18 protein-coding genes are annotated in these 12121 nt (G+C 45.1%); 6 read left to right on the top strand and 12 right to left on the bottom strand.

The window, feature by feature from the left end:
- Positions 1-49 precede the first annotated feature (49 nt).
- From PS2015_RS01060 to PS2015_RS01045, 4 genes are all read right to left on the bottom strand, one after another.
- On the bottom strand, positions 50-868 hold the full coding sequence (locus PS2015_RS01060) for a toll/interleukin-1 receptor domain-containing protein (protein WP_058020428.1): 819 nt from the start codon (positions 866-868) through the stop codon (positions 50-52).
- A 136-nt stretch (positions 869-1004) separates the two neighbouring features.
- A complete protein-coding gene (locus tag PS2015_RS01055; RefSeq protein WP_169792251.1) occupies positions 1005-1451 on the bottom strand; it encodes a HEPN domain-containing protein in 447 nt (148 codons plus the stop codon).
- 7 nt (positions 1452-1458) lie between these two features.
- Positions 1459-1980, bottom strand: a complete 522-nt coding sequence (locus PS2015_RS01050) for a hypothetical protein (protein WP_058020426.1) — start codon at positions 1978-1980, stop codon at positions 1459-1461.
- 94 nt (positions 1981-2074) lie between these two features.
- Positions 2075-2677 (bottom strand): LysE family translocator, encoded by a 603-nt coding sequence (locus tag PS2015_RS01045; RefSeq protein WP_058020425.1) that lies wholly within the window; start codon positions 2675-2677, stop codon positions 2075-2077.
- A gap of 139 nt (positions 2678-2816) precedes the next feature.
- Between PS2015_RS01045 and PS2015_RS01040 the strand changes: the two genes are divergently transcribed.
- The 4 genes from PS2015_RS01040 to PS2015_RS01025 all read left to right on the top strand — a co-directional run bounded on the left by PS2015_RS01040 (position 2817) and on the right by PS2015_RS01025 (position 4024).
- Positions 2817-3089: a type II toxin-antitoxin system Phd/YefM family antitoxin gene (locus tag PS2015_RS01040; RefSeq protein ID WP_058023075.1), complete on the top strand. Its 273-nt coding sequence runs from the start codon at positions 2817-2819 to the stop codon at positions 3087-3089.
- Positions 3070-3342, top strand: a complete 273-nt coding sequence (locus PS2015_RS01035) for a Txe/YoeB family addiction module toxin (protein ID WP_058020424.1) — start codon at positions 3070-3072, stop codon at positions 3340-3342. Before PS2015_RS01040 ends, PS2015_RS01035 begins: the two co-directional genes overlap by 20 nt.
- Positions 3343-3465: 123 nt before the next feature.
- Positions 3466-3765: a BrnT family toxin gene (locus tag PS2015_RS01030; protein ID WP_058020423.1), complete on the top strand. Its 300-nt coding sequence runs from the start codon at positions 3466-3468 to the stop codon at positions 3763-3765.
- Complete coding sequence (locus PS2015_RS01025) at positions 3752-4024, top strand: BrnA antitoxin family protein (RefSeq protein ID WP_058020422.1); 273 nt, start codon at positions 3752-3754, stop codon at positions 4022-4024. The genes PS2015_RS01030 and PS2015_RS01025 overlap by 14 nt, the downstream gene beginning before the upstream one ends.
- An 82-nt stretch (positions 4025-4106) precedes the next feature.
- On the opposite strand, the gene PS2015_RS01020 is transcribed toward PS2015_RS01025, so the two are convergent.
- From PS2015_RS01020 to PS2015_RS01010, 3 genes are all read right to left on the bottom strand, one after another.
- Positions 4107-4907, bottom strand: coding sequence for a hypothetical protein (locus tag PS2015_RS01020; protein WP_058020421.1), 801 nt, complete (start codon positions 4905-4907; stop codon positions 4107-4109).
- A gap of 112 nt (positions 4908-5019) precedes the next feature.
- On the bottom strand, positions 5020-5250 hold the full coding sequence (locus PS2015_RS01015) for a hypothetical protein (RefSeq protein ID WP_156412622.1): 231 nt from the start codon (positions 5248-5250) through the stop codon (positions 5020-5022).
- 11 nt (positions 5251-5261) lie between these two features.
- Positions 5262-7589, bottom strand: coding sequence for an AAA family ATPase (locus PS2015_RS01010; protein ID WP_058020419.1), 2328 nt, complete (start codon positions 7587-7589; stop codon positions 5262-5264).
- 160 nt (positions 7590-7749) lie between these two features.
- Between PS2015_RS01010 and PS2015_RS01005 the strand changes: the two genes are divergently transcribed.
- Positions 7750-7989, top strand: a complete 240-nt coding sequence (locus PS2015_RS01005) for a FitA-like ribbon-helix-helix domain-containing protein (protein WP_058020418.1) — start codon at positions 7750-7752, stop codon at positions 7987-7989.
- Positions 7986-8396, top strand: coding sequence for a type II toxin-antitoxin system VapC family toxin (locus PS2015_RS01000; RefSeq protein ID WP_058020417.1), 411 nt, complete (start codon positions 7986-7988; stop codon positions 8394-8396). Before PS2015_RS01005 ends, PS2015_RS01000 begins: the two co-directional genes overlap by 4 nt.
- Positions 8397-8462: 66 nt before the next feature.
- Here PS2015_RS01000 and PS2015_RS00995 read toward each other — a convergent pair whose 3' ends face one another.
- The 5 genes from PS2015_RS00995 to PS2015_RS00970 form a co-directional block, all read right to left on the bottom strand.
- Complete coding sequence (locus tag PS2015_RS00995) at positions 8463-9179, bottom strand: hypothetical protein (protein ID WP_058020416.1); 717 nt, start codon at positions 9177-9179, stop codon at positions 8463-8465.
- A gap of 191 nt (positions 9180-9370) precedes the next feature.
- Positions 9371-9802, bottom strand: a complete 432-nt coding sequence (locus tag PS2015_RS00990; RefSeq protein WP_058020415.1) for a hypothetical protein — start codon at positions 9800-9802, stop codon at positions 9371-9373.
- A 101-nt stretch (positions 9803-9903) separates the two neighbouring features.
- Positions 9904-10329, bottom strand: coding sequence for a hypothetical protein (locus tag PS2015_RS00985; protein ID WP_156412621.1), 426 nt, complete (start codon positions 10327-10329; stop codon positions 9904-9906).
- Positions 10330-10614: 285 nt separating this feature from the next.
- Positions 10615-10944: a hypothetical protein gene (locus tag PS2015_RS00980; RefSeq protein ID WP_156412620.1), complete on the bottom strand. Its 330-nt coding sequence runs from the start codon at positions 10942-10944 to the stop codon at positions 10615-10617.
- Positions 10945-11346: 402 nt separating this feature from the next.
- Positions 11347-12117 carry a hypothetical protein gene (locus PS2015_RS00970; protein WP_156412619.1) on the bottom strand — a complete coding sequence of 257 codons (771 nt, stop codon included), beginning with the start codon at positions 12115-12117 and terminating at the stop codon, positions 11347-11349.
- Between the last annotated feature and the right edge of the window lie 4 nt (positions 12118-12121).

The raw sequence follows: 12121 nt of genomic DNA, 5'->3' as shown, positions 1-12121 counted from the left end.
ACTCGGCAACCTAACGCCTAAATCAGGTGCGCCGTGGCGTCAGCTGGATTTACTTGTTAGCAATCTTTGCTCGATTACTCGGGCCACGATTGATTAAGGTCTTTTTGATAAGGTCACGAGCATAGGACTCTGGCATGTCGTAATCAATCAGTGACGACATTATCTCATCCTCGCTGAATTTGCCTGACTCAGCCATATTTAATATCTTCATGATCACATTCTTATCGAACTCTGATGAGTTGATCGAGTTGATAAAGCGGTTTTTAGATCTTATATGTACTTCAGATTCAAGATCTCTAATTCTGTGAGTCAAACTTCTTGTGTTTGATAATATTTCGGAAAGAATATCTTGCTCCGAGCGAGGGGGAACAACTTCCCCAGGTGGGTTATCTTTCAAAGCCTCCTTGAAATTCTTATCGAATTGAGGCCAGTATGTATCAAATACCTGCTTCAAAATTCTTTCATCAAGTGCTTTTTCTGCAAGACAGTCATTAATGGTTCTAGTTAACTCCCATACGCTGCCTTTGTCTGGCATTGTGTGATTGAATTGAGCAAGAGGATCTTGCAAGTCCTCAGGGCTTAGATCGATTAAAAAAGTACATACTCTATTAGTCGTCAGGCCTTTAGCCAGGGCTCCTGTTTCAAATAAGATCCATGGCTTTTCTTTGTTTTCTTGTGTAAGGCAAACTACGCCTACGGACACATCTTTTAACTTGTCGCTTATTTCTGAGAACCAAATCGCTCCGCGATCAATATCTCGCGTAGAAATCCATGGCTGTGAGGCTTGAATGACACACTTCAGCCAATCGCTGATTAACTCGGCAACGGCCTTACTTCTCTTCCCTGACCAGCTTACAAATATTTTCATACTAACCTCTTTCGATGACTGATGAGAGTGCTAACGCCCATGTTCACGAGCCAGAGTGCACTGGCGTGTTTTTGCGCCTTCTGCAGAAGGCATGACAGTGCACTTTGGACTCTGTGGAACTGTTTGTTAGGCGGATTCACTTTGAGAATTCTTCCCATTTGAGGTTGAGTTGCTTCTGATCAGCAGCACCGAGTGCGCCTACAAATAGGATGTTCACCTCAATATGCTCCTCGCTTTCATAAAAGTAGCGCCAAGTCACAAACGCTTTCTCTGCATTAGCGATCTGTGATTGAAAGTCCGGGTACTTGGCTTTCACTTCATCCACGATCGCAGCTTTGATAGCTGGCGGAAGAGCATTCAGCAGCAATCTCAAATTGTGCTCCTTCTTTGGTCTCGTCCCAGATTCTATAAGTAGAGATTTCAGACCGATCTCTATACTCAAAGCCGCACACATCAAAGCGGGCATGCCTAATATGTACTCGGGCGCTAAATCGAACTCCCGATTCAAATTCCAACACCGTTCGAAAGCTGCCTGGAACTGTTGAGACTGAACTTTGGCTAATAATAGTCGATGCTCGTCCATGGTAATCTTAGCCCCTTTGATCTGCGTCATCAGTGTCGTAATGCCAACCAAGAATTCTTTGTCTGTATTTTTCTAATTCCTGAAGGCAGTCTGAGATACTCTGTACATCCCCATCAAAGGCTTCTGGAAGCAGCTCTTCTTCTAATTCTTCTCTCAGTCCTTTACTTGCGCGGAGTTTAGAGTTTTGGCGGAGCAGTCCAAGCTTTCCATCAATATTCTGCCAAGTATCGTACTTCGAGTGAACGAGATCGTTTCGTCGTTCACAGAGCTTTAGAATCCGTGATACTAGCTTGTGAAATTCAGCCTTATACCCTTCGGAAATACCTCGTCGAAGGTCGATAAATCTAGCGAGCAAGACGTCTACTGTTTTAAGCTTCTCACTCAAGTCGAGTTCGCTCATTAAGATAGCTACCATCTCTGTGTCGGTATTCATCAACAGTACGATGATGTCCTCGATCTCCCGCTCAACCAGCTGAAAGGAGTAAACAAATACTCCTAGTTGATGGAATGACGCATTCTCTCTGCTCATCGCTGGCGCCGCCTAACGCCGCGCACAACGGTGGCAGCGCAGCTGCCATCCGAGCGCCGAAGGCGCGAATTGATGCGCTTTGTTAAGCGCTTGGTTATTCACGGCCCACCGCCGCCAATGCAGCACCGGCCCCAATAAACAAACTACCACTGAAGATACCCACAAACCGATTGTCCGGCGCGACCTTGAGCTTGCTGGCAATTTTGCTACTGAACAAAGCATAAAGCGAATCGAGCGCCACGGCCATTAACCAGAATATACCCGACAGCACGGCAACTTGCGCCAGATAAGACTGTTGAGCTGAGACGAATTGCGGCAGGAACGCACCAAAGAACAGAATGGTTTTGGGGTTTGTCAGTGAAACCCAGAAACCCCGCTGAAACGAACCCACTGCACTGGGAGAACTCAGTGTTATGCCGCTCATCGAGGCTCGTATTTGTTTGTAACCCAAATAGAGCAGATAGGCTACGCCCAACCACTTGAGCCATTTCAGACCTTCGCTAACGGCAGTGACGAACCAGGTCGTACCTATGGCAGCAACCAGCAGCTGTACGATCATAGCGGCACTTGTGCCGGAGACAGTCTGAAGCCCGCGGACCTTGCCATGCACAATACTGGTTGTGACGATGACAATCACATTAGGCCCTGGAATGATGATCAGGCCGAAAGAGAGCAACAAAAACAGTGTCAGATCCATGTTTAGTTTTCCGTAGGCTGATTACCGCTTAACGCCCATCAACAACGGCGCCAGCTTCGCTGGCGTCCGATTGCTTGTGATTGTTAGGGCAGCTAGAGTATACTTGTACGGCATTCCCGTACATATATTGGTGGTTGCGATGGAAACAGTAAGTGTAAATAAGTTCAGGGATAACCTGAAAAAGCTTGTAGAACAAAGTGTTAGTAGACATGAGCCGCTCAGGGTCTCTCGTCGATCGGGGCAAGACTTTGTGGTGATGAGTGCTGAAGACTGGGAGCGCGAACAGGAAACATTGTATGTGCTGCAAAACAGTAGCTTGATGCGGCAACTGGCCGAGTCGGCCAAAACCCATGCTGAGCGTAATGGATACACGCCTACCAAAGAGCAAATGGATGAGATCACTGGTATTTGAGGGCAAGACCTGGGAGGCGTATGAAGCCATGCGCCAAAAGGACAAAAAGCTGCACGATGCGACTCGCAAAATAATTAAAGAGCTCATTCGCTGCGACAACCCCGCTGTTGGATTGGGCAAACCTGAACCGTTGAAGCATAACCTGACCGGTTTTTGGTCCAGACGCATATCCCAGAAGGATAGGATTGTGTATCGGTTCGATGAATCATCAATCTATATCTTCGCTCTAGGTGGTCACTATGACGAGCCCTAACGCTCTTTATTCAGCGGCGTGGCCGCCAGGTTACGTCCGGTGTAGGCCCGGCAGGGCCGGAACGAACTGCAATTTATTGTTAGTGCGGCTTGCAGATTATGTATATGCTGGTAATATACAACCATGGTTGACTGGACGCAAATTATCGGGTTCGATTGGGATGACGGCAATGCTCGGAAAAGTAGGGATAAGCATGCCGTGCGCCAGTCGAAGGCAGAACAGGTGTTTTTCAACCAGCCTCTTCTGATTATGCCGGACCACAGGCATAGCCAAGATGAGACTCGATACCATGCGTTGGGCGTAACGGATGACCGACGGCAGCTGCACATTACATTTACCTTGCGAGGTGCTGGGAGCCTGATCCGAGTGATTTCCGCCCGTAATATGCACCGTAAGGAGCGGAAGATTTATGAGCAAAGCTAAAAAAACGCCAGAGTTCAAAAGTGAAGCCGAAGAGCGTGCTTTCTGGGAAAGCCACGACTCGACAGAGTACGTTGACTGGAACCAGGCCAAACGTGCGCAGTTTCCGAATCTGAAACCTTCCACCAAAACTATTTCTCTTAGATTGCCTGAATCACTTTTGGATCGGATCAAGATTGAGGCGAACAAGCGAGATATGCCTTACCAGTCGCTGATCAAGGTCTGGCTCTCTGACGACGTGGAAGAAAGCCGCCGACCCTGACGAGCACTAACGCCGCCAACACGCGCGGCTTTGTAGTGGAGGCGAAGCCGCAACGGAAAAGCTGTCGCTGTGATTGGCTTTGTTAGCGATCATATGAATCATCTAAATGGCCAGGTTCTTCGGGATCGGGCGACTCAGTTTGCTTTGCAAGAACCTGTTCATAATTGTCTAGTGAGGCACAGAAGCCATCAAGAACTGGCTCAAGAATGCTGGTCATGCCTACCCCCACGTTTAAAAGAACTGACGGAGCATATTTGGAGGCGGCATACTCTTCAAGAGCTTTCACCGCCTCTTCACTGTGATCCAGACCAAAACCTCTAAAATTTTGCCCAAGAGAATAAACCCAGAAGCAGCCATAGTGCGTTACCAATCGGCATGAAAACTTTAGTAGATCACCTTTCGCGAGCTCATGTACGAATACTGCTTGGACGGATGTTGCACACGCACGACTTTCAGATATATCTACATCGTAGAACAGGACACTACTCGCATGAGTTGCATCTCTTATCCTAGATAGCTGGTCTACGTTTATAGACTTGAATCCGATTGCCTTGCCCGCTGGATCAAAATACTGCTTTTTGGCTTCATAGAAAGCCACCCCTTTCACGAACGTTTCGCCGGACAACCTTACATTAACCAGCAGCCCTATATCGCCGTTTGAGTGCTCCAAGTTTCCAGCTAACTTGTACGCCTCCCACTTTATGCGCTGTGCATATTGTTCCCACTCAAATTCGACCCCAATACCCACAAGGCCTTTAAGGATTTCAGTGGTAATGTGATTTTCTTGCCACCCGCCAATTTGACCGGAATTGAAGCACTCTGCGATGGCGCTATTAATGCACCGATCAGCATCTTGCATCCAACTGTTGAAGTTCAATTTCACACGATACCCCTCGAAGCTGGTTCGCTAACGCTCGCCTCAGGTGCGCGCTTGCGCGTCACTTTGAAGGCGTTTGTTATATGGCACATTGCTGTCATGAATTAACAATGGCGCGTCAAGTTTCTTCATCATCTTCTTCAGCATAAAAATCAGATACTTCTTGATTAATGTGACTGATCATCGATGATATGCTCGATCTCTCGGAATCAGAGAAATCGCCTATTAATTCAGGCTCATCTAGCTTTTTTTCCTCAATTAGACATTTGATCATATCGACATAATTGAATGCTTTTTGCTTGTCTCCATGTTTTTGGGAGACGGAAACCTCTAATTCTTCATTCTTCATAAACGATAATTTCATGATTCACCTCTGAAGTCTTTTAGGTTGTATTTTTTAACTCTCTTCTTAATAGATGATTTTCCGCCGTCGGTTACTTCAGCAATTAAGCCAACCACATTTTTACCGTGAATTTCTCCCTCCAGAGGATTGGAAGCGATTCTAATCTTATTGTTTTCGTTCATGCACAAAATGATATTTTGCGCATCACCAAGCATTGGAATAGTTGCATTGTGGGAAACCAAAATTATCTGCTTCTTCGCTTTACATTCCTTTATAGCTTTCAATAATCCCTTGTTTATGTAACTGGTTGCCAGATTGTCTTCAGGTTGATCGATTATCAGCGGCGCTCTGTCAGAATCCCAACCAAGGACGAGATCTAAGATGACAGATGTTTTCCATCCCGCACTCAATTGATCAAATTCGCGCCCGTCATTTGTAATGATTTTGTATGTCTTCTTATTCAGCTCCGCGAATCTGCCATTTACATATGTTTCAAACTCCTGATACGTGTTTATAACTGGATCCCTCTTTCGAAAGCGGTCCTTAAAAAGTAACTCTGGTCTGATAGCCTCAAAGGATGCTATTTTGTCTCCTTGCCGAAACGCTTCATTTATGACTTCTAAGAATTTCTCTTTTGTAAGTTCAAACGTATTATTGATAGATAAAGAGTGCCCCATGGAAACAATGGGTTTTGTAGGAATGGTTATCGAAAAGCTTGAGATAACTTCTAGCGATTCGTAGAACATTTTATGGAACTTTAAGTATTTCTTGATGCAGTCTAATAAGTTTTGGAACTCTTCCCTTCTAGAGATAACTTGTTGATTTTCACGAATCTGAACTTCATCTAGTTTTACCTTTTCATTCTCTATGATCTCACGTACCAATTGCTCCAAGCTGGAGGCATTGATGGCCTCTATTAGTTCTTGCTTTAACTCGACGATAAGGTTTGGATTATGCTGAATTAGCGGATTCTTGCTCAGAAATATTTCAATCTCATCAAGAGTTTCGGTGTGCTGTTCATAGTCTGCTTCTGAGTAGAAAATTGATTGAATATCCTTTTCTCGAGGGATCAATTTTCGAATAGCGTTATCTTGGATCGCTTCAGTCACAATAAGTGTTGCCAGGTTAGGAATTCTGCTTAATGACTTTTGAAGCAATTCGATCTCTTCAATCGATTGAACCAGTCGGCTTAGTGCTGCTCTCAAATTTCGTAGTGCATTAGTTATTTTTTGCCTTTCGACAGTATCAGGTGGAAATACCTTCTTCAGTATAGAAATGTCTTCAATAGTATTATTTCGGTCTTTTAGGTCGCATATTTTCATTATGTAATTCTGATTGAAATAATGAGGAATTTGACCTGATGGATTCTCAACTATTAAATCTTCAATTTTATACGGCGTCTCAATATATTGGCTCTGCTCTATATCTCCTGAAATGATGTGGTACACGGCGTCAACCAACAATGATTTTCCACTAGAAGATCCTCCAATAACTACGTTTAGCCCGGGCGTAAAGGTCACGTCAATATGGATATTATCGTTATGCAATGAAGCAGACTGTATAAACTCTGTCCATGAATCTGGCTTTTCGCCATACACGAGACGTGATGACTCCGAAAGGGATAAGCGCAAACCATTGAAGGTTGGTGATGCAAGCATCCACGTGGGTATAAAGTCAGTTGCCTCTCGCCCTGATTTGCAGTCTGGGTATGTTTCAGGCGTATAGTTGTCAGTTGCTGTTACTAGGTTAACAAACTCCTTAATGCCCAGTCGCTCAAAGTAATCATGAGTTCTTTCTAGCCCATTGGTCCCTCTTGCTGTAAACCCATCAAAATGATTGTAGTAGATACTTCGCTCGAGTGTTCGATCAAATTCAACCCCTTCTGGAATTGATTTATCGAAAGTTGAATGATTTTGACCTCCATGCGGAAGCAGCAGAAACTCATACTCGTCAAAACAATTCATTATTGTTTCTAAGTGCGGGATCTTGTCGTTGTTTCCAACTCTCTTTCTGGGGTATAGCTCGTCTAATTTTGCATTAATGTCATCAATCACAGCTTCACTTATGTTTGGAACATTGAAAATTATATGGCAATGATAAGGTCTGCATTCATCGTAATTTCTAATATGCAATTCCACGCCTAATAGCAAATTTTCAATTTTTTTGGCTGCTCTCAGATAAACAGATTTATTCACAAAATTGTGATCTGTGATTGAAATTAGAAACGGCGAGCCCTCTGAAATGCTTTCAACCCCCGTGATAAGAGCGTCAAGATCATACTGCTCATTTGGGCTTTCTGGATTCGCTGATGTATGGATATGAAAATCGAGGTAAACAGGTTCCATGTTCGATTGTCTCTAAATTATGCGATCTACCGGGATCATATAACGCCCGTATTCACGCGCCAGCGCAGCTGGTCGCGTGCAATTGATGGTTAGGGTGTGTTGACAAGCACACACATCATAACCATAATGGAACCGTTTTGGAACCGCATGAGACTTGAACATGGCCACCGTCACTTTTAAAAACATACCCGATGATCTTTACGAGCAACTGAAGCAGGCAGCCAATGCGCACCACAGAAGCGTAAATAGCGAGCTGATTCATTGCCTGGAAAAGACATATAAACCAACTCGGCTCTCTGCAGCTGAACTTGCCAATAGAGCAGGCGAGCTGCGCCGCCGCGTGGCAGTCAGACTGGATACTGACGAAATCACAGCAGCCAAAAATCAGGGCAGAGAATGATTGTAGCGGACACCAACACCATTGCATATCTGTATCTGCCGACTGCACAAACCGATGATGTAGTCTCGTTGCTGCACAAAGATCCCAATTGGGTTGCACCTTTGTTATGGCGAAGCGAATTCCGGAACGTACTGGCACTGTATGTCAGAAAAGGCGTTATTGATTTGAGCACCGCTATCGCCATGCAATCGCAGGCGGAGCAACAGCTTGCTGAAAACGAATACTCCGTTAACTCTACGGATGTCCTGGCCCTTGCATCCGAGAGCGGCTGTTCAGCCTATGACTGCGAGTTTGTATCTCTGGCAAAATCGCTGGACCTTAAACTGATCACGGGCGATAAAAAGCTGATCCAGATGTTCCCGGAAATCGCAATGACGGCTGGCGATTACCTACGTGCAGAACCCTAACGCCGTGCACAGCGGCGCGACCGAAGGTTGCGTCCGGCGCCGACAGGCGCGAACTGATGCACTTTGTTAGGTGCGCTTACTAGCATAAATTTTTGCCGTTCTTCGTATACTGCCAACTTTGTCCATGGGTATGGGACCTAGTGGAATAGTCCCGTCCGAGCGTAGTGCGAGCTTCTCGAACTCTTTGTAGCGATGTGATGCCACACAAATGTACCACTCCACGCCACCGTACATCATCGCATAGCAATGAGTCCCCGCGATCCTGGACAATTGCGCAGAAGAAACGATCTGAACCGGACTCTTGGTTTCTGGATGAAGGATGGCATACCCAAAAATTGGATATTCGTGAACTTCACCTGGATTTTCTTCAGTTAGCATATTCCGAATTCTTTCAGCGTGAGCACCTAAGTCGACCACTGTGAAATCCGGCAAAGAGCTTACATGAGCCCTAAACAATATACTCAAATGAAAAAGCTTGAAAGTAGCATAGTCAAACTGCATCCAGATCAACGTATCGTTCGCCCAAACCTTAGGCATCTGAGTATTTTTAATCCACTGCTTATTGAAAGGTTTTTCGAAAGCATCATTGAAATGTTGCTCGCACGCTCTGCAAAACAAAGGCTCTCGCAGTCCCTTCTGAAGTTTTCTGTGTCCGAAAGGGCCGGTTCCAGTAATACCAAAGAATGTGTTTGACTCATCATAAAGCCCCTTCCAAAGAAATTCGGGGATGATGTGCGATTTTTGGAGCTGATTCTCCTTCTTACATAGCCGGCATATTGGCATTGACTTCACCTAACGCCCGCTTCAGCTGGGCCAAAGCCGTAGCGTTTTTGTGTTATTGTATAAGCGCAGCGAGCAACACAAAAACGCGTAGGTTTTGGCGTCAGTCTGGAAGCGCTTGTTAGGCGACTTTCGGCTTATGGCATTGTGTGTGGCCGTTTCCTCTGTGCAGCCATTAGCAAAGATTGAATCCATTAAGTTTGGCTTCCGTCGATGGCGTTTCTTTGCAGAAACCCATCAGGCTTGTCGATATCCGAATAACCAGTGATTTCTGAAGACACCGAGGACAGTATTAACAATTTTGGGAACGAATCTAGAATTTCACCAACAGACCTTGCCCACACATGCCTCACTTCACCAGCCCTGTCCCTGACTATAAATGCAGTTTTACCTTTTACGTGTTGCTGCCCTATTTCTATGAAAGTTTGCAGGAGTTGAGATCTTTCATCTATGTCAGATTCAGGCAGCCGCTCCAGATGGCGAAGATGACCAGTTTCATCAGGGGCATAAACTTTCCATTCGGGTCCTCGCAATACTGACGTTACTTCATCTATTGACCTAGCAAAGACTTTTATACCTGCAGAGCCGGTACCATAGTCGTGGATCGCAACATAGCACAATTTCATGACGCGCGACCTCCGCCTAACGCCCGCATTTGCGGCTGATTTGGAGCGCAGCGGAAAAGCAGTCCGTCAACATGCGCTTGTTAGGATTCGATTCAAACTGGTCAGTTCCCACAATGCAGGTTCATCGCTTCTATGCTCTGGGAGGTGCGGACTGTTCGTGTAAAGAATGAGTGAGAGACATTCCCGGAAGAACGGCTCAACTGATCCTCAACATACAATGAGAGCTTTTCCCATGAGTCCGGCGACAACAGAGATTCAAGCTCTACAAGCAATTGCTCCACTTTGCGTTGATTGAAGTCAGAGTAGCCAGTTGATACTTCCCTTTCGTATGCCAATAGCGCCGCATCTATTCGCTCGCTTCCTACTAGACTCGTCGCCTCCCAAATTTCGCACATCTTGGCTATCCTATTGTCACCATCTCGATCGCTGGACTGGAGCCAGGTTTCAAATACGGATTGAATGATCTCCATCTCTGGACGTGAGATATCAAGCTGTGTCAGTGCTGCCTCAGGGCGGCGTTCGAACATACTCGTGATTCTCTTGAGCGCAACAGTGACTCGATCCCACTCCGTGGCTCTATTGAACTCATTTGTTAGTATCTGATCCAACTCGCTTCGAATCTCTACGATTGACAGCTCTTCGATGTCTCTCGACTGCCCAGATACTGTATGGACAAGGCATATGATGAGAATCAAAGCTACAAATTTCCGACTTTGTGACATTCGTTCCTCCTAACGCTCCGCTAAACGGCGCGAACGCAGTGAGCGTCCGGTGGAGCGAAGCGGAACGAATTTGAGCGGTTTGTTATGTGATTACAACTTTTTGGCATTGGGAGTAACCATAAGATATTCCTTTTTCGGAAATTTTGAGTTGCTAGTAGTACGAAAGCATTTACCGCCTCTAGCGGGGTGCGGGTGATAACCCCACTTATTCTTCTCCTTATTCTTTAAGTTTTCCTCAGGAATCCAAGCACAATTCTGAGGCGGGTACAGGGTTGATACATAACTAGGCTCTACTTCATGGGATCGCTTTAATTGTCTTTTGACAAAATCATATAAATCTTTGCCAGCTGCGCTCAAGAAGCTGCCGGACAGAGCGCCGATAACAAAACCAGCAATACCCCACAAAATTTCTGCACTCATAATCCACCGTGGTTTAACCATCAGCGATCACACTGATCGTCAATCAGGTCTTCGTTTTCTCGTCGATCGACTGCAAGCGCTTCTGTATATCCACAAGAATAAAGAATGCCCCAAAGAAAACAACGCAAAGCACAAATGCGAACAGGGCTAGCCCAACACCAAGGACTACTCCACCTTCGGAAAGACCTAGAAGGAAAGATGCGATCAGTATTATCCACATCGATGCCTCTAGCAAACCCGAATAAAACTTAACGATAAACCTGCTCAACATGCTTCGTCCTCATATTATTGTCGTTCTGAATCACTGCGGCCGGACTTATCACATAACGCCCGCATTTGCGGCTGGATTGGAGCGCAGCGGAAAACCAGTCCGACAACATGCGCTTGTTAGCACCTTAGATTTTATAGGCCAACAGTTCTTTTTATGGATTCCCATTCTTCTGTCAGGCTTGAATTTAACTTATGAAAAACCTTGCTAGATAGTTTGATAGATGCAGAAGATTTTGCGCATTCATATTCCGCAAATTCATCTAAAAGAATGGCAGATTCATTAATATTAAATGGCCCGTTCTGATTTAGGTGAAGCGAATATAAAGAGCTATAAACCCGCTCATTCTTCATTCTCAAAATCTCTAGTTTCACCCAGCCTAGAAGAATACCCCCGGCAAAAAATGTCTGAGTGAGAACCAAGATGACCCCCAAATCTGAATCGCGGCTCAAAAGTGAAAATAGTAGAAGCAGTGAATAAAAAACCACCTTTATTCTCTCTGACTTCAACATTGCTGCGCATAAACATTTGCCAAAAAAAGAGTTTTCCATAAGGTTTGCAGACAGTCGCTCCAGCCCAACTTCTCTCTCATTGTTATAGTAATTATTGGTCTGCGAGTGCGTCAAAGGAACCCCCAGCGAATTGGATAGTAGCTGTTTTCTTCTTTCCCTTTCTGCTCTTGGTAAAAAATAAAATGAGCTAACACCCTGAGAAATGGAATGTAGAACAACCATTAGTACAAAAAATATAGATGCATATTGAAAGATGGTCTCGCCAACCCTTCCGCTAAGCAGCGGAATTGCTATAGCAAACAGCGCAGATATATAAAAAAGCACTCCACTTAAGGAATTAAGGTCTTCCACTGGTTTAAAATACTTCTCAACTTGATCTATTCTTCTGGACATTTTG

The sequence above is a fragment of the Pseudohongiella spirulinae genome (assembly GCF_001444425.1).
GTDB classification, from domain to species: domain Bacteria; phylum Pseudomonadota; class Gammaproteobacteria; order Pseudomonadales; family Pseudohongiellaceae; genus Pseudohongiella; species Pseudohongiella spirulinae.
The sequence above is the reverse complement of the archived record's forward strand: the minus strand, read 5'-3'. Positions and strand labels throughout refer to the sequence as shown.

Bases quoted from the DNA above. Each gene is read 5' to 3' on its own strand.
- PS2015_RS01060 (WP_058020428.1), bottom strand. From the start codon at position 868: ATGAAAATATTTGTAAGCTGGTCAGGGAAGAGAAGTAAGGCCGTTGCC.
- PS2015_RS01055 (WP_169792251.1), bottom strand. From the start codon at position 1,451: ATGGACGAGCATCGACTATTATTAGCCAAAGTTCAGTCTCAACAGTTC.
- PS2015_RS01050 (WP_058020426.1), bottom strand. From the start codon at position 1,980: ATGAGCAGAGAGAATGCGTCATTCCATCAACTAGGAGTATTTGTTTAC.
- PS2015_RS01045 (WP_058020425.1), bottom strand. From the start codon at position 2,677: ATGGATCTGACACTGTTTTTGTTGCTCTCTTTCGGCCTGATCATCATT.
- PS2015_RS01040 (WP_058023075.1), top strand. From the start codon at position 2,817: ATGGAAACAGTAAGTGTAAATAAGTTCAGGGATAACCTGAAAAAGCTT.
- PS2015_RS01035 (WP_058020424.1), top strand. From the start codon at position 3,070: ATGAGATCACTGGTATTTGAGGGCAAGACCTGGGAGGCGTATGAAGCC.
- PS2015_RS01030 (WP_058020423.1), top strand. From the start codon at position 3,466: ATGGTTGACTGGACGCAAATTATCGGGTTCGATTGGGATGACGGCAAT.
- PS2015_RS01025 (WP_058020422.1), top strand. From the start codon at position 3,752: ATGAGCAAAGCTAAAAAAACGCCAGAGTTCAAAAGTGAAGCCGAAGAG.
- PS2015_RS01015 (WP_156412622.1), bottom strand. From the start codon at position 5,250: ATGAAGAATGAAGAATTAGAGGTTTCCGTCTCCCAAAAACATGGAGAC.
- PS2015_RS01010 (WP_058020419.1), bottom strand. From the start codon at position 7,589: ATGGAACCTGTTTACCTCGATTTTCATATCCATACATCAGCGAATCCA.
- PS2015_RS01005 (WP_058020418.1), top strand. From the start codon at position 7,750: ATGGCCACCGTCACTTTTAAAAACATACCCGATGATCTTTACGAGCAA.
- PS2015_RS01000 (WP_058020417.1), top strand. From the start codon at position 7,986: ATGATTGTAGCGGACACCAACACCATTGCATATCTGTATCTGCCGACT.
- PS2015_RS00995 (WP_058020416.1), bottom strand. From the start codon at position 9,179: ATGCCAATATGCCGGCTATGTAAGAAGGAGAATCAGCTCCAAAAATCG.
- PS2015_RS00990 (WP_058020415.1), bottom strand. From the start codon at position 9,802: ATGAAATTGTGCTATGTTGCGATCCACGACTATGGTACCGGCTCTGCA.
- PS2015_RS00985 (WP_156412621.1), bottom strand. From the start codon at position 10,329: ATGTTCGAACGCCGCCCTGAGGCAGCACTGACACAGCTTGATATCTCA.
- PS2015_RS00980 (WP_156412620.1), bottom strand. From the start codon at position 10,944: ATGAGTGCAGAAATTTTGTGGGGTATTGCTGGTTTTGTTATCGGCGCT.
- PS2015_RS00970 (WP_156412619.1), bottom strand. From the start codon at position 12,117: ATGTCCAGAAGAATAGATCAAGTTGAGAAGTATTTTAAACCAGTGGAA.